Origin of the sequence: Mesorhizobium sp. BH1-1-5, assembly GCF_020165615.1 — a bacterium.
Classification (GTDB): domain Bacteria; phylum Pseudomonadota; class Alphaproteobacteria; order Rhizobiales; family Rhizobiaceae; genus Mesorhizobium.
The window spans coordinates 126,258-144,660 of record NZ_JAIUIM010000016.1 but is presented as its reverse complement, the minus strand read 5'-3'; the positions used below and the strand labels follow the sequence as shown (position 1 = coordinate 144,660).

Below are 18,403 nucleotides of genomic sequence, written 5' to 3'. Positions count from 1 at the left end.
GTGCAATTCGGAAAAGTGTGAGCGGTTAGGTTCGGCGCCTTCGCCGTAACCGAGTCCGGCGCCTTCGCCGCGATCTTCCGTTCGGAATTGCGTCAGAACAAAGAGCTGGAACAAACGGCCATGAGGTTCACAGCCTTACAGGATCCGTGCGGCCAATGGATGGTGTACGACCTGCGGTCCGGTTGCCCGGCGCAGATACCGGACATGGTTCTGCTTGGCTTCACGCGCGCGCAAGCGGAAGAGCTGGCCAGCCAGGCGAATGAACTCGTCTCGACTCCGCGGCCGGCGGTGCTTTCTCGATATTTCGGCCTTTTATCGATATTTTACTGGCCTGAGCCGGAACAATCGGACTCTATTCGGACTTCTCTGCGTGTCGTGGAATCGCGCTGCGGTTCCGGGTCGGACGCATGTGTCAGAACAAGGACTTAGGGCGGTTCAGCGATTCCGTGAGCACTGGACCGCTCCCGCCGCGCCAAAACAAGGAGCGCCGATGAGGTTCGCAGTGATGCAGGATCCGTGCGACGACTGGCTTGTCTGCGATTTGGTTTGTGATCTCCCGGCGGAGATGGATGGACGGCCGCTTATCGGGCTGACGCGCGCCGAAGCCGAGCAGCTTGCCGACCGGGCCAATGCCGGAATTGGCGGGCAGGGCGACAACTCGCCGGTCCGCTTCGCCAGCGTCGCCTGACCGCGCTTGCGCGATCTCAACGCAAGTTCACATCGGATAACGTTTGCGTTCCACTCCATTTCAACGCTGCGCCGGCTTCTATATCCCCTCTTGGGCCGAGAAACGCCGGCGGTGAATGGCCAGACCGCGACACGACGCGACCGGACGGCCCGTTTCGGAAAAAGCGGTTTTACCGCTTCCTCCAGCACGAGGAGATGTCATCATGCGTTCTTTCACTCCCAAAATCATCGTGGCCGCCTCGATCTTCGCGGCCATCCCGCTTTCCAGCGCCTATGCCGTGCACCGCCACCATAGAGCCGCGGTCGACACGACAACCACGGCATCGGTGCCGATGGATCCGGAGGCGAGAGCCGCGACGGAGCAGCTGCTTGGCGTGAAACAGGGTATCCGCGACGCCAGGGAGCTCGGCAAGATCTCCGAAGGCAAGGCCCGCGAACTCATGCAGCAGGCCGACAGCATCCAGCGCGGCGGATCGGCGATCGGGCAGATCAACGAGCTGGACCAGCGCCTGCAGAATGCCACCGGCCAGGGAACCTATATGGGCGACGGCTCGGACGGCGGCTACTATCCGAACGGCTGACCAACATACGTCCTGGTAAAGCGGCTGCCGGTGTGATCAGCCCTTCCTTCGCCTCACACCGGTGCTGCCGCTCATTTGCGTGAAATCAGCGCAAACGCTGGGGATTGGTTGAAGCCGCCCCAACGTCGGTGAACCGCTCGAATGCCCGCCGCCTAATGGTTGTGGGACTGCTGGAACCCGGCCACGTCATATTGCGATACGCTCTTCGGATTCTTCGAGTTCTGCGGCTGGGTGCCTGCGTAATGCGTTCCCGCATTGCCGTCCGGGTTGAAGGCCGAACCCGGAGCGGAGGCGGCGTGGCCCGGTGTGGCATCCCCTGTCTGAGGCGTGCCGATGGTTTGGCTCGGCTGACCTGTCGTGCCCGTTACGGTGTGGACGTTTGCGGCCAAGGCCACGCCGGTGGAGGCCATGAACAGGCCGGCTGCTATTGGCGTGAGGAGATGTTTCATCGTGTTCTCCCAAAAGCATTGGATTTCAGGAGGGCGCTCGGGTCTCTGGAGCACCCGGCGAGTCGTATATTATGCACCGCTAACGCTTTCGGACCGTCGATCGTCCCGAGCCTCACGAAACCGTGACGGGCGAGCGGTCCGGCAAGCAAGCCTCGACCGACCCGTGACTACGCCAGCCGCGCCCTCGTCGTCCTCGGCGTCGCCAGCAAGAGGCTGGTCTCGCTTCCCGTTATGCCGGGGATCAGCCGGATACGCCGCAACACCGCGTCGAAATCCGTCAGCGTGGCGGTGCCGAGCTCGACCACAAGGTCCCAGCGGCCGTTCGTCGTGTGGATGGTCGAGACCTCGGCGAGGCCGCCGAGCGCCTTGACGACGCGGTCGGCGGCATGGCCCTCGATCTCGATCATCATCACGCCGCGGATCCTCTGGTCGACCGCGTCGGCGCGCAGCACCACCGTGTAGCCGATGATCTCGCCGGATTTTTCCAGCCGCTCCATGCGCGACCTGACCGTGGCGCGTGAGACGCCGAGATCGACGGCGAGGTCGGAGACGCTGCGCCGCGCATCGTGCCGCAGAAGCGTGACCAGTCTTTCGTCGAGCGCATCCATGATTGCTCATCTTGATCAAGTTGGCTGTACAAAATGATAAATCATTCTTCTCGAAATGCCAATTTCGCCTGTTCAAACCGCCAGCGGCTGATGATCCACTCCAACCAGTCAATCGCGAGGGCGAAAAAATCATGCGCTGCAGGATCGTCGGCGCGCCGGTGCAGGACGGCGCAGGCAGGATGGGATGCGAAATGGGGCCGAGCGCGCTGCGCACGGCAGGGCTGGTCTCGGTGCTGGCCGAGCTCGGCCATGAGGTCGAGGACTGGGGCGCGGTCGAGAAGGCCCAGGCCCGTGCCGTCGTTCATGGCAATCTCGCGCTGAAGGCGCTGCCGGAGATTTCCGCCTGGACGGCGGCGATCGCCGAGACCGCCTATGCCGCGTCCAGGGACGCCATGCCGATCTTCCTCGGCGGCGACCATTCGATCTCCGCCGGCACGGTGTCGGGCGTGGCGCGCCGCGCCGCCGAACGCGGCCGGCCGCTCTTCGTGCTGTGGCTCGACGCGCATCCGGATTTCCACACGCTCGACACCACCACCAGCGGCAATCTGCACGGCGTGCCGCTCGCCTATGCCAGCGGGCAGGCCGGTTTTCAGGGCTATTTCCCCGACCTGCCGCAAGCCGTCGATCCGGCCCGCATCTGCGCCATCGGCCTGCGCAGCGTCGACCCGGCCGAGCGCCGCGCGCTGACTGAAGCGGGCGTCACCGTGCACGACATGCGCGCCATTGACGAACACGGCATCGCGCCCTTGCTGCGCGCGTTCCTGGCCCGCGTCGAGAAGGAGAACGGGCTCTTGCATGTCAGCCTCGACGTCGATTTCCTCGACCCATCGATCGCGCCGGCCGTCGGCACCACCGTGCCCGGCGGCGCCACTTTTCGCGAGGCGCATCTGGTGATGGAGATGCTGTCGGACTCGGGCCTCGTCTCCAGCCTCGACCTGGTCGAGCTGAACCCGTTCCTCGACGAACGCGGCCGCACCGCGACCTTGATGGTCGACCTGACCGCCAGCCTGATGGGCCGCCGCATCATGGACCGCCCGACCCGCAGCCACTCCGGAAGCCTCTGATCATGACCCAGCCTTCGCGCCTCGCCATCGTTCCCTTCGTCAGCGTCGACCGCATGATGAAGCTCGTGCTCGCCATCGGCGTCGAGCGTTTCCTCACCGAGCTCGCCGCCTATGTCGAGGAGGATTTCCGCCGCTGGGAATTGTTCGACAAGACGCCGCGCATCGCCTCGCACAGCCATGACGGCGTCATCGAGCTGATGCCGACCAGCGACGGCAAGATGTACGGCTTCAAATATGTCAACGGCCACCCGAAGAACATGCGCGAGGGCCGCCAGACCGTCACCGCCTTCGGCGTGCTCGCCGATGTCGGCTCCGGCTATCCGATGCTTTTGACCGAAATGACCATCCTGACGGCGCTGCGCACGGCGGCCACCTCGGCGGTAGCGGCAAAATACCTGGCGCCCAAGGGCAGCCAAGCCATGGCCATCATCGGCAACGGCGCCCAGTCCGAGTTCCAGGCCATCGCCTTCAAGGCGCTGCTCGGCATCGACCGGCTGCGGCTCTACGACATCGACCGCTCGGCCTCCGAAAAATGCGCGCGCAACCTCGCCGGCAAGGGTTTCGACATCGCCATCTGTTCGACCGGCCAGGATGCCGTGGAAGGCGTCGACATCATCACCACGGTGACCGCCGACAAGCAGTACGCCACGATCCTCACCGACAACATGGTCGGTTCCGGCGTCCACATCAACGCCGTCGGCGGCGACTGCCCAGGCAAGACCGAGCTGCACCGCGACATCCTGCTGCGCTCCGACATCTTCGTCGAGTTCCCGCCGCAGACGCGCATCGAGGGCGAGATCCAACAGCTCGACGCCGACCATCCGGTGACCGAGCTGTGGCAGGTGATGACCGGGAAGGCCGAGGGACGCAAGACGGCCAAGCAGATCACGCTGTTCGATTCCGTCGGCTTCGCCACGGAGGATTTTTCCGCGCTGCGCTATGTCCGCGACCAGCTCCAGGCCACCGGCCTCTATGAGGAGCTCGACCTGCTCGCCGACCCCGACGAGCCGCGCGACCTGTTCGGCATGCTGGAGAGGGCGGCCTTGGAGCCGGCGGCTTGAGGGAATGAGTGGGTAATCTCCCCCCTCGAGGGGGGAGATTACGAGCTACCGCCGCGCCGCGCAGCTTTCCCGCTCCACCAGCACCGGGGCCAGCACCTCGCGGCGCGAGGGCGCTTCCGGCTCGCCCAGCCGCTCGAGCAGCAGGCTCACCGCGCGCGTGCCGATCTTTTCCACCGGCTGCGCGATCGTCGTCAGCGGCGGCCAGGTGGTGACGGCATAGGGGATGTCGTCGAAGCCGACCATCGAGATGTCGTCGGGAACCCGCAATCCGCGCGAGCGCAGCACCGTCAGCGCGCCCATCGCCATCAGGTCGTTGCAGGCAAACAGCGCCGTGATGTCCGGCGCCCGGGCCATGAGCTGCTCCATCGCCAGGCGCCCGCCGGCGAAATGATAGTCGGAATCGACGATCGACGAGGCCGGCAGCGCGAGGCCTGCCTCTTCGAGCGCGCGCACGAAGCCGCGCAGGCGGGCGGGACTGGAGCTCGAATCGCGCGGGCCGCCGATGACGCCGATCTTCCGGTGGCCGAGCCCGGCCAGGTATCTGCCGGCCAGATAGCCGCCATGGTCATGGTCGACCAGCACCGAATCGACATTGACCGACTGGATCTCGCGGTCGAGCAGCACCGCCGGCACGCTGGGCAGGAGCCGGGCGAACACCCGCGCATGGTCGGATGAGCCGGCGAAGATCAGCCCGTCGATCTGCTTGGCCATCAGCACCGAGAGATAGCGCTCCTCCTTCTCGGCATTGCCGTCGGAATTGCACAGGATCACCGTGTAGCCGGAAACGAAGCCGGCATCCTCGATCTGCCGCGCCACGCTGGCGAAGAACGGGTTGGAATTGTCAGGAAGCAGGAGCCCGATGGTCTTGGTCTCGCCGCGCCGCAGGCTCCGCGCCACTGAGTTCGGGCTGTAGCGCAGCGCGGTGATCGCGGCACGCACGCGCTCGGCCGTCTCCGGCTCGACATGGCGCGTATGGTTCATCACATGCGAGACCGTTGCGACGGACACCCCCGCGTGACGCGCAACATCGGCAATCGTCGTCATGGACCCGTTTCCCGAAGCAATCCCTAGAGCGGTTCACCGTTTCACGCAAACGGCGAACCGCTCTATCTCTTTGTTTTTACGCAATTCCGGACGGAAAACCGTGTGACACTTTTCCTGGAATTGCTCTAGCGAATCTTCCGCAACAGCCTCTCCCGGTACGCGTCTAGGATGACCGCGAGCACGATGACAAGGCCGATTACGATGGGTTTGAAATTGTCGCCGACGCCGAGCAGCTGCAATCCGGTGGAAAGCACCTGCAGGATGCAGGCGCCGACCAGCGTGCCGATGATCGAGCCCTTGCCGCCGATGAGGCTGGTGCCGCCGATGATGACGGCGGCGATCGCGTTGAGCTCGTAGCCGACGCCGGCGATCGGACTGCCGATGTTGAGGCGCAACAGATAGACCATGGCCGCGATGCCGGCGGTGAGCCCGCTGATGGTGAAGGCGGCGACCTTGTAGAAGTCCGGATTGTGGCCTGACAGCCGCACCGCCTCGTCATTGGTGCCGACGGCGAAGATCATGCGGCCGAAGACGGTAAAGCGCAGCACGAACCAGCCGGCCGCGATCACCAGCACCGCCACCAGGAAGATCGACGGCAGGAAGCCGCCGATGATCAAATTGCCGAAATCGACGAAACTCTGCGGCAGGCCGGTGATGGTCGAATTGTCGCTGACGACGCGCGCCGCGCCCGCCGCCATGTTGAGCATGCCGAGCGTGACGATGAAGGACGGGATCTTCCAGCGCGTCGAGATCCAGCCATTGAGGAAGCCGCAGACGGCGCCCGTCGCCATGCAGGCCAGAAGCGCCAGCGTGATCGCGACGGCCGGCGACAGGTTCTCGTCGATCATCACGGTGGCGCCGACGACGGTGCAGAGCGCCAGCACCGAGCCGACCGAAAGATCGATGCCGCCGGTGAGGATGACGAAGGTCATGCCGGCCGCCAGCACCGTGTTGATGGCGATCTGCACGAAGATCTTCAGCGCGTTGCCCGACGTAGCGAAGTAAGGCGCGGTGGCCGAGAAGAACAGGGTGATCAGCACCAGCGCGAGCAGCACGCCGGCATCGCGCACCAGGAAGCGCAGGAATTTTGCCCTGCCGGGGGACACAGGCGCGGAAACGGTCGTCTCGCTCATGGTCGCACATACTCCTGATAGGCGAGCGACAGGATGCGCTCCTGGTCGAATTCGGCGCGCGGCACCTCGCCGACGATCCGGTTCTTGGAAAAGACGATGATGCGGTGGCACATGCCCATCAGCTCGGGCAGGTCCGACGACACCATGATGATGCCTTTCTGCTGCGCCGCCAGCATCCACAAGAGCTGGTAGATCTCGCGCCGCGCGCCGATGTCGACGCCGCGCGTCGGCTCGTCGAGGATCAGCGTCGAGGTGCCGCGGAACAGCCACTTGGCCAGCACCACCTTCTGCTGGTTGCCGCCGGAGAGATTGCGCACCGCCTGCTCGATCGAGCTCGCCTTGACGCGCAGCTGGCCGACGAGATCGTTGGCGGCCGCGGCCTCGGCGCGGCGGTTGAGCAGCCCGTTGCGCGAGACCTTGCTCAGATCGGTGATGGTGATGTTCTTGTCGACGGCCATGTCGAGCAGCAGGCCCTGGCCCTTGCGGTCCTCGGTGAGCAGGCTCAAGCCGTGTCGCACCGCGTCCTTGGGCGCGGCGATCGCCACCGGCTTGCCGTCGATCTCGACGACGCCGTCGAGCTTCGGATCGGCGCCGAACAAAGCGCGCATGGCCTCGGTGCGGCCGCTGCCGACCAGGCCGGCGACGCCGAGGATCTCGCCATGGCGCACGGCAAAGGAGATGTCCGGGGTGGAAGCGTCGCGCTTCAGATTGGCGACACTGAGCGCGACCTTGCCCGGCACGACCCTCGCATCGAAGCCATATTCGTCGGCGATGTCGCGGCCGATCATCATGCGCACGAGGTCGGGCACGGCGAGGCCTTCGAGGTCACGTGTCGCGACCAGCCTGCCGTTGCGCAGCACCGTCACCCGGTTGCCGATCTCGAACACCTCGTGCAGCCGGTGCGAGATGTAGATGATGGTGACGCCCCGGGCCTTGAGCCGCTTGATAATGGAAAACAGCCGCTCGATCTCGGGCGGCGTCAGCGTCGCCGTCGGCTCGTCCAGCACCAGAAGCTTCGAGTCGTAGCTCAGCGCCTTGGCGATCTCGACCAGCTGCATCTGCGCCACGCCCAGCGCCTCGACGCGGGTGCGCGGATCGATGTCGAGGCCGACTTCCTCCAGCAGCGCCACGGCGCGGCTGTTGAGCGCCTTGCGGTCGACGACGCCGAAGGCGCGCCGCGGCAGGCTTTCCAGCATCAGGTTCTCGGCGATGCTGAGATAGGGCAGCAGGTTGAGTTCCTGATGCACGATGCGGATGCCGCTCTGCTGCGCGTCATGCGGCGTCTTCGGCTGGTAGGGCTGGCCGTTGAAGGCGATCGCGCCCGAGTCCGGCTGGTAGATGCCGGCGAGCAGCTTGATCAGCGTCGACTTGCCGGCGCCGTTCTCGCCCAGGATGATGTGGGTCTCGCCACGCGCGATCGACAGCGACACGTCGCTCAGCGCGACGGCGCCGGGAAAGATCTTTCCGACCCCTTCAAGGGAGAGAATCGCGTCCATGGGCGATAGAATCCTAAACCGCGCTCGTCCACCGCGATAGCGGCGCGGCGCATCGTCACCGCCGCCGGCACTGTGCCGACGGCGATGGTGAGACAAGCAGGATGCCGGAGGGAGTCCCGGCGCCCCGGCTCGCCTCAGGCGGTGATCAGCTTGATGTCGGTCTTGACCCAGCCGGAGAATTTCTCGCCGGCCATCTCGCGCAGGCCGTAGTCGATGCCCATGGCCGCCATCTGCGCGCCATACTGCTCGACGGTTGCGAGCATCTTGCCGGCCTTCAGCAGCGGACCGACGGCCGGGATGTTGTCGAAGCCGACGACCTTGATCTGGCCCGACTTGCCGGCCGCGTCGATCGCCTTGACGACGCCGAGCGCCATGGAATCGTTGGCCGCCATCACGCCCTGGATGTCGGGATGCTGGGTGAGGAAGTTGGTCATCAGCGTGTTGGCTTCCTCGGTCTCCCAATGCGCCGTCTTGGAATCGAGCAAATCGAGGCCGTTTTCCTTCACCGCGTCGTCGAAGCCGAGCTTGCGCTCCTTGGCGTTGTCGGCCTCCGGATTGCCTTCGAGGATGACGACCTTGCCGCCCTTGCCCAGCGCCTTGCCGAGCGCGTCGCCGGCGAGCTTGGCGCCAGCGCGGTTGTCCGGGCCGAAGAAGGCGAGGTCGATGCCGGCCTTCTTCTTGGCCTCCTCGTCGAGCGAGACGTCGATGTTGATGACCTTGATGCCGGCCTTCAGCGCCTTGGCGATCGGCGTCACCATGGCCTTCGAATCGGCCGGCGCCACGACGATGATGTTGTAGTTCTGGGTGATGAAGTTCTCGATCGCGTCGACCTGGGCGGCGAAGTCGCGCTCGTCCTTCATGCCGACGGCGGCGAAGTCGAACTTGTCCTTGTTCTTGGCCGCATAGTCCTCCGCGCCGGCCTGCATCTGCTTGAAGAACTCGTTGGCCAGCGATTTCATGACCAGGCCGACCTTCGGCTTGTCGGCGGCGAGAACCGGGCCGAGCGGCAAAGCGAGCGCGCCGGCGGCCAAGGCGCTGGTCTTCAGGAACTGGCGGCGCGAGAACGGACCAAACCCGTGCGTGTTCGAAATCTTGCTCATTAGTCTCCTCCACTTGATTGAGCCGTAATCGGTTACGTAACCGATTACGCAAGTAGAGCCTGAATTTGCCAAGTGTCAATATCCGGGCGGAGGCTTGGCCGCGCTCAGCCGAGTCCGCAGCCACTTCGCCGCAAAATCGCTGAAGGCGCGCACGCGCGGATTGCCCTTGAGGTCCGGGTGGTAGAGCACCCACAGCTCCGAGGCGAGCTCTTCGACCGTTTCGCCAAGGCGCGACAACCGTCGCGCGGCGCCCAGATAGTCGGGCAGCAGCGCCTTTCCCCAGCCAGCCTCGGCGGCGGCCGCCGCTGCGCCGAGGCTGTTGACCCTCAGCCCGATCACATCGTCCGCGACATTCGCCTTCAGCCATTGCGCGGCCGGCAAGGCGGACAGGGTCGCGTCGAAGCCGATCCATCCTTCCGAAGGCGTATCGCCGGAATAGACGGTATAGGAAAACCGCGCCACGCGCCGACCGACGAGCGTTTCAGGCGGCGTCAGCGTCGGGCGGATGGCGATGTCGGCCTCGCGCCGGCCGAGATCGGCGAAACTGTTGTTCACCTCCAGCGACAATGCGATGCCGGGATGAGCTTTGCCGAATGCTTTCAGGCAGGCGCAGGCGATGTCGAGCAGCGTGTCGGCGGTCGTCACATGCAGCGGCCCGACCAGCCGGTCGTCCTGTGCCGCCACGCGCCGCTCGACTTCGGCGAGACGGTCGCGCAGTTCTTCCGCGGCGTCGAGGAAAGGGCCCGCCCTGCCGGTCGGCACCAGCGCATCGCCGAAGCGCTCGAACAGCGCGCCGCCGGTGCGTTTCTCCAACTCCCTCAACTGCCGGTAGATCGTCGCAATATGGGTGCCTAGCCTAGACTGCGCGCCGCGCACCCCGCCCGCCGCCGCGATCGCCGCCACCAGCCGCACGTCGTCATAGTCGATCATCTTCGCATCCATGCGAATGAGGATAGCATAATTGCTCAATGCGCTCGCATTGGCGCGAACATATATCGCGCTCCGGAAACGAACCAGCCTGTCCGGAGAAAGACATGAGCCGCATCCTGCATAGCGAGGCCTCGCCCCGCGCCGACCGCTCCTGGTCGAGCAAGGCCGCCAGCAATTTCCTCGCGCGGCTGAAAAAGCGCCTGCCCAAGGTCGAAGTCGATCATTTCAACATCTGGACCGCCATCCTGCCGAGCTTCGACGGCGCGGCGATCGACGCCAAATACGCCAAGCTTTCCGGCACGCCACTGACCGAGGCGCAGAGCCGGGCCTGGAAACTGATCGGTCATTATGTGGCAAGGCTCGACACCGCCGACGCGATCCTGATCTCGACGCGATGTGGAACCTCGGCGTCCCCTACCGGCTGAAGCACCTGTTCGACCTGGTGACGCAGCCGGGCCTGAGTTTTTCCTTCAATCCGGCGACCGGCTATGCGCCGCTGCTACGCGCCCGGCCGATCGCCGTGCTGATGGCGACCTCCGGCGACTTCACCGAAGGCCCGAGCTACGGCCGCCCCGACCTGGCGACGCCTTATCTGCGCACCGCGCTTGCCTTCATCGGCCTGAAGGACGCTGATATCGTCCACGTCTCGCCGACCATCGGCCAGCCGGAAGCGATGGAAGCCGGCGTCAGACGAACCGAGGCCGAATTGCGCCGCCTTGCCGCCGATTTCGCCGGGAGGCTCACATGAGCCCCTCGCTGGCCTGGCTGCTGCTGATCATCTCGGGCATCACCGACGTCGCCTGGGCGCTCGCGACCAAGAAGTCGGCCGGCTTCACCGAGCCGCTCTGGGCCGTGGCCTCGCTGCTGCTTCTGGTCATCTTCATCGCGCTCTTGACCAAGGCGCTGACCGTCCTGCCGCTCGGCACCGCCTATGCGGTATGGACCGGCATCGGCGCCGTCGGCTCTTTGGCCGCCGGCGTCGTGCTGTTCGGCGAAAGCACCGACCCCGTGCGGCTCACCTTCGCGGCGGTGACCATTCTTGGCGTGGTCGGCCTGAAAGTGAGCTCGTAGGGCAGGCAAGGCGCCTTCCCTACTGCGATCCCTCACCGCCACCCGAGCGCCGGCGCGACGTGCTTCAGGATCGACTCGATGACATGGGCGTTGTAGTCGACACCCAGCTGATTGGGCACGGTGAGCAGCAGCGTGTCGGCCTCGGCGATCGCCTCGTCCTCCTTGAGCTGCTCGACCAGCTTCTCCGGTTCGGCGGCATAGGAGCGGCCGAACACGGCGCGCTTTTCCGGCTCGATATAGCCAAAGTGGTCCTGGCCCTCGCTACCGCCGAAATAGGCGCGGTCCATGTCGTTGACGAGCGCGAAGATGCTGCGGCTGACCGAGACGCGCGGCTCCCGCGTATGCCCGGCTTCCTTCCAGGCGGCGCGGTAGGCCCTGATCTGCTTGGCCTGCTGGACATGCAGCGGCTCGCCGCTCTCGTCGAATTTCAGCGTCGAGCTCTGCAGGTTCATGCCGAGCTTGGCCGCCCACACCGCGGTGGCGTCGGTGGCGGCGCCCCACCAGATGCGCTCGCGCAAGCCGGCCGAGAAGGGTTCCAGCCTCAGCAGCCCAGGCGGGTTGGGGAACATCGGGCGGGGATTGGGCTGCGCAAAACCTTCGCCGCGCAGCAGGTCGAGGAAGATCTCCGAGTGGCGGCGCGCCATGTCGGCGTCGCTCTTGCCCTCTTCCGGCACGTAGCCGAAATAGCGCCAGCCATCGATCACCTGCTCGGGCGAGCCGCGGCTGATGCCCAGCTGCAAACGCCCGCCGGCGATGAGGTCGGCCGCGCCCGCATCCTCGGCCATGTAGAGCGGGTTCTCGTAACGCATGTCGATGACGGCGGTGCCGAGCTCGATGCGCTTGGTCTTGGCGCCCGCCGCGGCAAGCAGCGGAAACGGCGAGGCGAGCTGGCGGGCAAAGTGATGGACGCGGTAATAGGCGCCGTCGGCGCCGAGCTCCTCGGCCGCGACCGCGAGGTCGATCGACTGCAAGAGCGCGTCGGCGCCCGAGCGCGTGCCCGATTGCGGCGAGGGCGACCAATGCCCGAACGACAGAAATCCGATCTTCTTCATGGCTCCATTCCTGCTGGGGCGGCCCATCGACCGCTCAAATTCCTTGTTGCTCCAGCAGATAGCCAGGGCAGTGCCGCGATACAACGGACACCGAATGGATACAGACCGTCAATCAGGAAGCCCCAGCGCACCGATAGGTCCCGCGATCCAAGGTCGGTGCTGTCACATGGATGTAATGAACATTTCGGAATGTCGGCACCGTAGCGCTTGCTACAGACCCTCCTGGCGAACGGCCGACCACCATGACACCCGACGACCCCGAAGACAGGCAGAGCGCTTTCGACGATCGCGTCGAGGCGGCATTGGAAACCCTGCCGCCGGCCGAGCAGCGCATGGCGCGTTTCTTCGTCGGCCAGAAGCAGGCGGTGCTGCTAGGATCGGCGGCCGAGATCGCCGCCCTTGCCGGCGCCAGCGACGCGACCGTGGTGCGCACCGCGCGCTCGCTCGGCTTCGAAAGCCTGTCGGCGCTGCGCCAGGTGCTGCTCGCGGATCTGACCGGAACGGCCTCGCCGGGCAGGCGGCTCGCTCGCACCTTGCAGGAGACGGGCAACGACAGCGCCTCGGCGCTGCGCCATGTCGTCGGCCTGCATGAGACCGCGCTCGAGGCGCTGAAGCAGCCCGGAATGGAAGCGGCCTTCGCCTGCGCCATCGACATCCTGGCGGCGGCCCGCCGCCGTCACATCTTCGGCATCGGCCCGTCGGGCGCCATGGCCGAATACGCGGCGCTGCAATTCAACAGGATCGGCCTGCCGAGCAGCGCGCTGTCGGCTTCCGGCGTCGCGCTTGCCGACGGTCTCTTGTGGCTGGAAAGCGGCGACGCCGTGCTGATGATGGCCTACGCGCCGCTTTACCGCGAGGTCGAGATCGTCCTCGACCAGGCCGGCCGGCATGACGCGCCGGTGGTGCTGATCAGCGACAATCTCGGGCCGCTCGTCTCCGACAAGGTGGCTGCGACGCTGCCGGTCCCGCGCGGCAAGGCCGACCACCTCGCCACTCATGGCGGCACCATGGTGCTCATCGAGGCAATGATCATCGCCCTGGCGGCCAAGGCCGGCGAGACCGCCTTCGACAGCCTGGACCGGCTGAGCAGCCTGCGCGGCGCGATCGACAAGGCATGGATAAAACGCGGCACGCGCAGGAAGTAATCGCCACTGACACAAAAATGTCAGCCAAGAAGCATAATATACAATTGGCATTACTTTGCCTTCTCGAAACAACAGGAGAGCGATATGACTATAAAGACAACGCTTGGACTTGCGTTGAGTTTGATGGTTCTGTCCATCGCCGCGCCGGCTTGCGCCGCGGATCTGGTGCTCTATGACGCGCTCGACTTCGCCGGACCGGTCGCCAAGGCCTTCGAGGCCAAGACCGGACTGACCGTCGACATCGTCGAGCCCGGCAGCACGGGCGAGACGCTGGGCAAGATCGCCGCCGAGGGCAATAATCCGCAATTCGACATCGTCTGGCTCGACGGTTCGGCCGTGATGGAGCGCATGGCCGCCGACCACGTGCTGCAGCCGGTGCCGGCCGAGGCCTATGACAAGGTCGCCTGGACCGATCTCGGCAAGTCGCTGATCCCGCAAAACCACGCCTTCCTGCCGACCGGCACGAGCACCACCGCGATCGAGGTCAACACCAAGAAGGTCAAGGCCGACAAGATGCCGAAATCCTGGGCCGACCTGCAGGGCTTCGCCGGCAGCGTCGCCGCCAAGGACCCGAACCTTTCCGGCCCGGCCTATCAGTGGCTGGCAGGCCTGTTCCAGACCAATGGCGTCGATGCCGGCAAGGAGCTGCTCGCCAGGACGCTGACCAACAAGTCGCTGTCGGGACTCTCCAGCGGCGGCAAGGTCAACAAGGCCGTGCTCACCGGCGATGCCTCGGTCGGCATCAACCAGGACAGCGCCATCTTCTCCAAGATCGCCGCCGGCGAGCCTGTCGTCGCCGTCTATCCGAGCGAGGGCTCGGTCTCGCTGCCGCAAGGCCTCGGCATCAGCGCCAGGACGCAGCATATGGATGCGGCGAAGAAGTTCATCGAGTTCGTCACCAGCGCCGATGGCCAGGCCGCCATGCAGAACGGCGACGACACCGACTTTTTCTACATCCCGGTCATCAAGGGGGTGAACCCCAAGCCCGGCCGCGAGACCAACATCGCCTACACCCATCTCGACGACGCGACCGCCTCGGCGCACGAGACGGAGTGGAAGCAGTGGTACAAGGAAAAATTCGTCCAGTGACCGCCCGGCAATGACGATGGTGCAGGAATTCGATGCCGCCGGCGGCGGCATCGGCTCGAGCGGGTGGGCGCGTAGACGCCTGCCCGCGCTGGCGCGCCTTGGCGGACCGCTGGCCGTCTATGCCGTCTTCGCGCTGCTGATTGGCCTGCCGCTGGCGCTGGTCCTGCTCCAGGCCGTCATGCCTGGACTGTTCGCGGCCGATGGCGCGCAAGCTTTCGTCAGCGCCGAGCCGCTGGCGCGCATCCTTTCCTCGCCCTCCATCACCGGCTCGATCCTACATTCGCTGGAGCTCGGCCTGGTTGCGGCCCTGACGACGACCATTCTCGGCGGCGCCTTCGCCGTGCTGGTGCAGCGTTGCGACATCCCGCTGCGCGGCGCGATTTCGCTGCTGCCCTGGCTGGTGTTCCTGACGCCGTCCTATCTGAAGGCGCTGGCCTGGGTGCTTTTGATGTCGTCGGGCGGCTATCTGGCGCAGCTCGGCCTTTTGCCGCCGTGGCTCGACGCGTCCTTCTTCGGGCTGGGCGGCCTGGTCTTCGTGCACACGCTGAGCCTCTTCCCGCTGGCCGCATTCATCATCGGCAGCGCGCTGGCGGGACTGGGCAGCGAGATGGAGGACGCGGCGCGCCTGTCAGGCGCCGGGCCGCTCAGGATCTGGCTGCGCGTCAACGGCCCGTTGCTGGCGCCGGCGATCGTGCTGAGCTTCATTGCCACCTTCGCCGAAGTGCTCTCCGATTTCGGCCTGGCTTCGACGATTGCCAGGATATCGAGCTTCGGCGTGGTGACCTATGGCATCTATGCGGCGGCAAGCGACTATCCGGTCGACTTCCCGGCCGCCGGCGCCCAGGCCCTCGTGCTGCTGGCGCTGGTTCTGCTCGTCGTCATGGCCGACAGGCTGCTCCGCCGCCGCGCCGATCCGCAGCTGATTTCCGGACGCGCCAGGCCAGCCCGGCGCTATCGGGTCGGCGCCTGGCGCTGGCTCGCTTTTGCGATCGCGCTGCTGGTCGCCTTCCTGGCGCTGATCTTGCCGCTCGGCGCGATCGCGGCGCGGGCGCTCACCAGCACGCTCGGCAACGGTCTGGCGCCGGACAATTTCACGCTCGCCAATATCGGCGCGGCGCTGAGCCTGAACACACCGGCCAATGACGGTCTGATGCGCAGCCTTTTCTACGCCGGCCTCAGCGCCGTCATCGCCAGCACGCTGGCCTTGCTGCTGTCGGCCCAGCTCGATCGTTCGAGCCCCGTCATGCGCACCGCGGTGCTTGGCCTCTCGCTTGGCGCCGTCGCGATTCCCGGCATCGTGCTCGGCTTCGGCTATATCCTGGTCTGGAACCGGCTGCCCGGCTTTCGCGGCTGGCCTTTCCCGCATTATGGCGACGGCTCGCTGCTGGTCATGGGCTATGTCGCGGCGGCGCTGCCCTATTGCCTGGTGGTCATCCTCTCGGCCATCGGCCAGCTGGCGCCGAGCCTCACCGACGCCGCGCGGATCTCCGGCGTCGGCGCGGTCCGGCGTCTCATCTCGGTGACCTTGCCGCTGATCCTGCTCAGCGTCGTCACGGCCTTCCTGCTCACCTTCATCCGCACCGTGTTCGAATTGCCGATGTCGCAGATGCTCATTCCGCAAAGCGGTCCACCGGCGCCTACGCTGATCCTGAAATTGTTCAGCCATGACCGCGACGGGCTGGCCTGCGCCATCGCGCTCGCCGCCATGGCCGCCGCAGGCGGCGCGGCGGCGCTGATCTGGTATCCGCTCAAGCGCGTCATTGCCTTCGGCCGGCAGCAACGCATCCCGTCGGGAGAGCCGTCATGACCGCTTCGCTCCATTGCGCCGGCATCTCGAAATCGCTCGGCGGGCGCGCCGTGCTCGATAAGCTCGATCTCGCCATCAGGGCCGGCGAGGTGGTCTCGCTGCTCGGCCCGAGCGGTTCCGGCAAGACCACGCTGTTGCGCAGCATCGCCGGACTGGTCGACCCCGACAGCGGCACGATCGCGCTCGGCGGCCGTGTCGTCTGGAGCGAAACATCCGTCCTGCCGGCGGAAAAGCGCAGGATCGGCATGGTGTTCCAGGACTACGCGCTGTGGCCGCATATGACGGTGGCGCGCAATCTGTCGTTCGGGCTGCGGGCGCAGCGGCTCGCCGAACCGGAGATCGCCGCCCGCGTCGGCCATGCGCTGGAGGTCGCGCGGCTCGTGCCCTATCGCGACCGCTACCCTTCCGAGCTGTCGGGCGGACAGCAGCAGCGCGTCGCCATCGCCCGCTGCCTCGCGGCGCGGCCGGCCCTGATGCTGTTCGACGAGCCGCTCAGCAATCTCGATGCGGCACTTCGCGAGGACATGCGCATCGAGATGATGGAGCTGGTGCGCCGCGAGGCCGCGACCGTGGTCTATGTGACGCATGACCAGGCCGAAGCCATGGCCGTCTCAGATCGCATCGCGGTGATGCGCGACGGCCGCATTGCCCAGTTCGACACGCCGCGGGCGATCTACGAGGCGCCGGCCGATTCCTTCGTCGCCGGTTTCATTGGCGGCTTTTCGGTGGTGCCGGGCACCGTGCGCGACGGGCTGTTCAGCGTGCGGGGCGCCGCAGCCGACAGCTTGCGCACGCCCGGCGCCAAACCCGGCGACGGCATGCTTGTCGTGCGTCCGGAGGATGCCCGGCCGGCCGAGGCGCATCCCGGCAACCGGCTGCGGGGCAAGGTGCTGTCGAGCGCCTTCCAGGGCCGCTGCTGGCGGCTGGCGGTGGAGCTTGGTCCGCAGCGTGTTCGCCTCGACTGGCCGGAAGCGCCGCCGGTCGGCTCCTCGCTGGCGTTCTCGCTGCCGCCGGAGCGTTGTATCGTCCTCGCCAACTGATGATTTTGAACTGTAGGATGCCTGCATGCATGGCCTGACACCCATACTTTCCACCGTGACCGCCTCTTTCCTGGCCTCCTTCGTAGAAGTGGTCGAAGCCTTCACCATCGTGCTCGCCGTCGGCGTGACGCGCAGCTGGCGCCCCGCATTGACAGGCGCTGCACTGGCGCTCGCCGTGCTGGCGGCGTTGGTGCTGGCCTTCGGGCCGCTGCTGGCGCTCGTCCCCATCGCCGTCCTGCAATTCGTCGTCGGCGTGCTCTTGATCCTGTTCGGCATGCGCTGGCTGAGGAAGGCGATCCTGCGCAGCGTCGGCGTCATCGCGCTGCATGACGAGGAGCAAGCCTTTTCCAAGGAGACGGCCGCCTTGCAGCGGCAGGCCAATGACCGCCGCGCCGACTATCTGGCGGCCGTCGCGTCGTTCAAGGCGGTGCTGCTCGAGGGCGTCGAAGTGGTGTTCATCGTCATCGCCGTCGGCGCCGCGCACGGCCAGACGCTTTATGCCAGCCTCGGCGCGCTGGCCGCCTTCGTGCTGGTGATGCTGATCGGCCTTGCCGTGCACCGGCCTCTGGCGCGCGTGCCCGAGAATTCGCTGAAATTCGTCGTCGGGCTGATGCTGACCAGCTTCGGCGTGTTCTGGACCGGCGAAGGCCTCGGCGCTGACTGGCCGGGCGCCGATCTCGCTTTGCTCGCCATCTTCGCCATCACTGCCGCCGTATCCTTCGCCATCGTGCGCTGGCTGCGCAGCGCCTATCCGGCGCCCGCTGCAGGAGTTGCCCGATGACCATGATCCGCCTCGTTCTCAAGGAGCTCGTCGGCATGTTCGTCGACGACGGCAGTCTGGCGTTGCTGGCGCTGGTCCTCATTGCGCTGATCACCGCCGCGGTGAAACTGATTGCGCTGCCGCCGCTCATCGGCGGCTTGCTGCTTCTCGCCGGCTGCCTGGCCATTCTTCTGCAGAGCGCGCGCCGCGCCGCCCGCGACAAGGCGCGTTGATCAGCGCTCATTCCGTGAATCAGCGCAAACGTTGGAGATTGGCGGAAGCCCCT

Annotated in this window: 21 protein-coding genes; 13 read left to right on the top strand and 8 right to left on the bottom strand. The window is 66.1% G+C overall.

The window, feature by feature from the left end; genetic code table 11:
• Positions 1 to 490 precede the first annotated feature (490 nt).
• A complete protein-coding gene (locus LB572_RS21760) occupies positions 491 to 688 on the top strand; it encodes a hypothetical protein (protein ID WP_140808533.1) in 198 nt (65 codons plus the stop codon).
• 202 nt (positions 689 to 890) lie between these two features.
• Positions 891 to 1,268 carry a hypothetical protein gene (locus LB572_RS21755; protein ID WP_224669159.1) on the top strand — a complete coding sequence of 126 codons (378 nt, stop codon included), beginning with the start codon at positions 891 to 893 and terminating at the stop codon, positions 1,266 to 1,268.
• A 152-nt stretch (positions 1,269 to 1,420) separates the two neighbouring features.
• Here LB572_RS21755 and LB572_RS21750 read toward each other — a convergent pair whose 3' ends face one another.
• Positions 1,421 to 1,717, bottom strand: coding sequence for an adenylate cyclase (locus LB572_RS21750; protein ID WP_224669158.1), 297 nt, complete (start codon positions 1,715 to 1,717; stop codon positions 1,421 to 1,423).
• A 167-nt stretch (positions 1,718 to 1,884) separates the two neighbouring features.
• A complete protein-coding gene (locus LB572_RS21745; protein ID WP_224669157.1) occupies positions 1,885 to 2,325 on the bottom strand; it encodes an Lrp/AsnC family transcriptional regulator in 441 nt (146 codons plus the stop codon).
• Positions 2,326 to 2,456: 131 nt separating this feature from the next.
• On the opposite strand from LB572_RS21745, the gene rocF reads away from it, so the two are divergent.
• On the top strand, positions 2,457 to 3,389 hold the full coding sequence (gene rocF / locus LB572_RS21740; RefSeq protein ID WP_140808526.1) for an arginase: 933 nt from the start codon (positions 2,457 to 2,459) through the stop codon (positions 3,387 to 3,389).
• Positions 3,390 to 3,391: 2 nt separating this feature from the next.
• Positions 3,392 to 4,450 (top strand): ornithine cyclodeaminase, encoded by a 1,059-nt coding sequence (locus tag LB572_RS21735; RefSeq protein ID WP_224669156.1) that lies wholly within the window; start codon positions 3,392 to 3,394, stop codon positions 4,448 to 4,450.
• 45 nt (positions 4,451 to 4,495) lie between these two features.
• Here LB572_RS21735 and LB572_RS21730 read toward each other — a convergent pair whose 3' ends face one another.
• The 5 genes from LB572_RS21730 to LB572_RS21710 all read right to left on the bottom strand — a co-directional run bounded on the left by LB572_RS21730 (position 4,496) and on the right by LB572_RS21710 (position 10,153).
• A complete protein-coding gene (locus LB572_RS21730; RefSeq protein WP_140808522.1) occupies positions 4,496 to 5,494 on the bottom strand; it encodes a LacI family DNA-binding transcriptional regulator in 999 nt (332 codons plus the stop codon).
• 125 nt (positions 5,495 to 5,619) lie between these two features.
• The gene (locus tag LB572_RS21725; protein WP_224669155.1) at positions 5,620 to 6,627 is read right to left on the bottom strand and encodes an ABC transporter permease; all 1,008 of its coding nucleotides are present in this window, start codon (positions 6,625 to 6,627) and stop codon (positions 5,620 to 5,622) included.
• Positions 6,624 to 8,123, bottom strand: coding sequence for a sugar ABC transporter ATP-binding protein (locus LB572_RS21720; protein WP_224669154.1), 1,500 nt, complete (start codon positions 8,121 to 8,123; stop codon positions 6,624 to 6,626). The genes LB572_RS21725 and LB572_RS21720 overlap by 4 nt, the downstream gene beginning before the upstream one ends.
• Positions 8,124 to 8,257: 134 nt before the next feature.
• Positions 8,258 to 9,223 (bottom strand): sugar ABC transporter substrate-binding protein, encoded by a 966-nt coding sequence (locus LB572_RS21715; RefSeq protein WP_140804739.1) that lies wholly within the window; start codon positions 9,221 to 9,223, stop codon positions 8,258 to 8,260.
• 75 nt (positions 9,224 to 9,298) lie between these two features.
• Complete coding sequence (locus tag LB572_RS21710) at positions 9,299 to 10,153, bottom strand: LysR family transcriptional regulator (RefSeq protein WP_224669153.1); 855 nt, start codon at positions 10,151 to 10,153, stop codon at positions 9,299 to 9,301.
• Between the two features lie 104 nt (positions 10,154 to 10,257).
• Between LB572_RS21710 and LB572_RS34475 the strand changes: the two genes are divergently transcribed.
• From LB572_RS34475 to LB572_RS21700, 3 genes are read left to right on the top strand one after another with little or no spacing between them, the layout of a single operon-like run.
• Positions 10,258 to 10,578: an NAD(P)H-dependent oxidoreductase gene (locus LB572_RS34475; protein ID WP_263498220.1), complete on the top strand. Its 321-nt coding sequence runs from the start codon at positions 10,258 to 10,260 to the stop codon at positions 10,576 to 10,578.
• A complete protein-coding gene (locus LB572_RS34470) occupies positions 10,548 to 10,901 on the top strand; it encodes an NAD(P)H-dependent oxidoreductase (RefSeq protein WP_263498219.1) in 354 nt (117 codons plus the stop codon). Before LB572_RS34475 ends, LB572_RS34470 begins: the two co-directional genes overlap by 31 nt.
• The gene (locus LB572_RS21700) at positions 10,898 to 11,224 is read left to right on the top strand and encodes a DMT family transporter (protein WP_224669152.1); all 327 of its coding nucleotides are present in this window, start codon (positions 10,898 to 10,900) and stop codon (positions 11,222 to 11,224) included. Before LB572_RS34470 ends, LB572_RS21700 begins: the two co-directional genes overlap by 4 nt.
• Positions 11,225 to 11,256: 32 nt before the next feature.
• On the opposite strand, the gene LB572_RS21695 is transcribed toward LB572_RS21700, so the two are convergent.
• On the bottom strand, positions 11,257 to 12,276 hold the full coding sequence (locus tag LB572_RS21695; RefSeq protein ID WP_224669151.1) for an LLM class flavin-dependent oxidoreductase: 1,020 nt from the start codon (positions 12,274 to 12,276) through the stop codon (positions 11,257 to 11,259).
• A 242-nt stretch (positions 12,277 to 12,518) separates the two neighbouring features.
• On the opposite strand from LB572_RS21695, the gene LB572_RS21690 reads away from it, so the two are divergent.
• From LB572_RS21690 to LB572_RS21665, 6 genes are all read left to right on the top strand, one after another.
• A complete protein-coding gene (locus LB572_RS21690; protein WP_224669150.1) occupies positions 12,519 to 13,421 on the top strand; it encodes a MurR/RpiR family transcriptional regulator in 903 nt (300 codons plus the stop codon).
• Positions 13,422 to 13,505: 84 nt separating this feature from the next.
• Positions 13,506 to 14,510, top strand: coding sequence for an ABC transporter substrate-binding protein (locus LB572_RS21685; RefSeq protein ID WP_224669149.1), 1,005 nt, complete (start codon positions 13,506 to 13,508; stop codon positions 14,508 to 14,510).
• Positions 14,511 to 14,526: 16 nt separating this feature from the next.
• On the top strand, positions 14,527 to 16,317 hold the full coding sequence (locus LB572_RS21680) for an ABC transporter permease (protein WP_224669148.1): 1,791 nt from the start codon (positions 14,527 to 14,529) through the stop codon (positions 16,315 to 16,317).
• The gene (locus tag LB572_RS21675) at positions 16,314 to 17,357 is read left to right on the top strand and encodes an ABC transporter ATP-binding protein (RefSeq protein ID WP_224669147.1); all 1,044 of its coding nucleotides are present in this window, start codon (positions 16,314 to 16,316) and stop codon (positions 17,355 to 17,357) included. The genes LB572_RS21680 and LB572_RS21675 overlap by 4 nt, the downstream gene beginning before the upstream one ends.
• 25 nt (positions 17,358 to 17,382) lie before the next feature.
• Positions 17,383 to 18,138: a COG4280 domain-containing protein gene (locus LB572_RS21670; RefSeq protein WP_224669146.1), complete on the top strand. Its 756-nt coding sequence runs from the start codon at positions 17,383 to 17,385 to the stop codon at positions 18,136 to 18,138.
• A complete protein-coding gene (locus tag LB572_RS21665; protein ID WP_140804757.1) occupies positions 18,135 to 18,350 on the top strand; it encodes a hypothetical protein in 216 nt (71 codons plus the stop codon). Before LB572_RS21670 ends, LB572_RS21665 begins: the two co-directional genes overlap by 4 nt.
• Positions 18,351 to 18,403 lie beyond the last annotated feature (53 nt).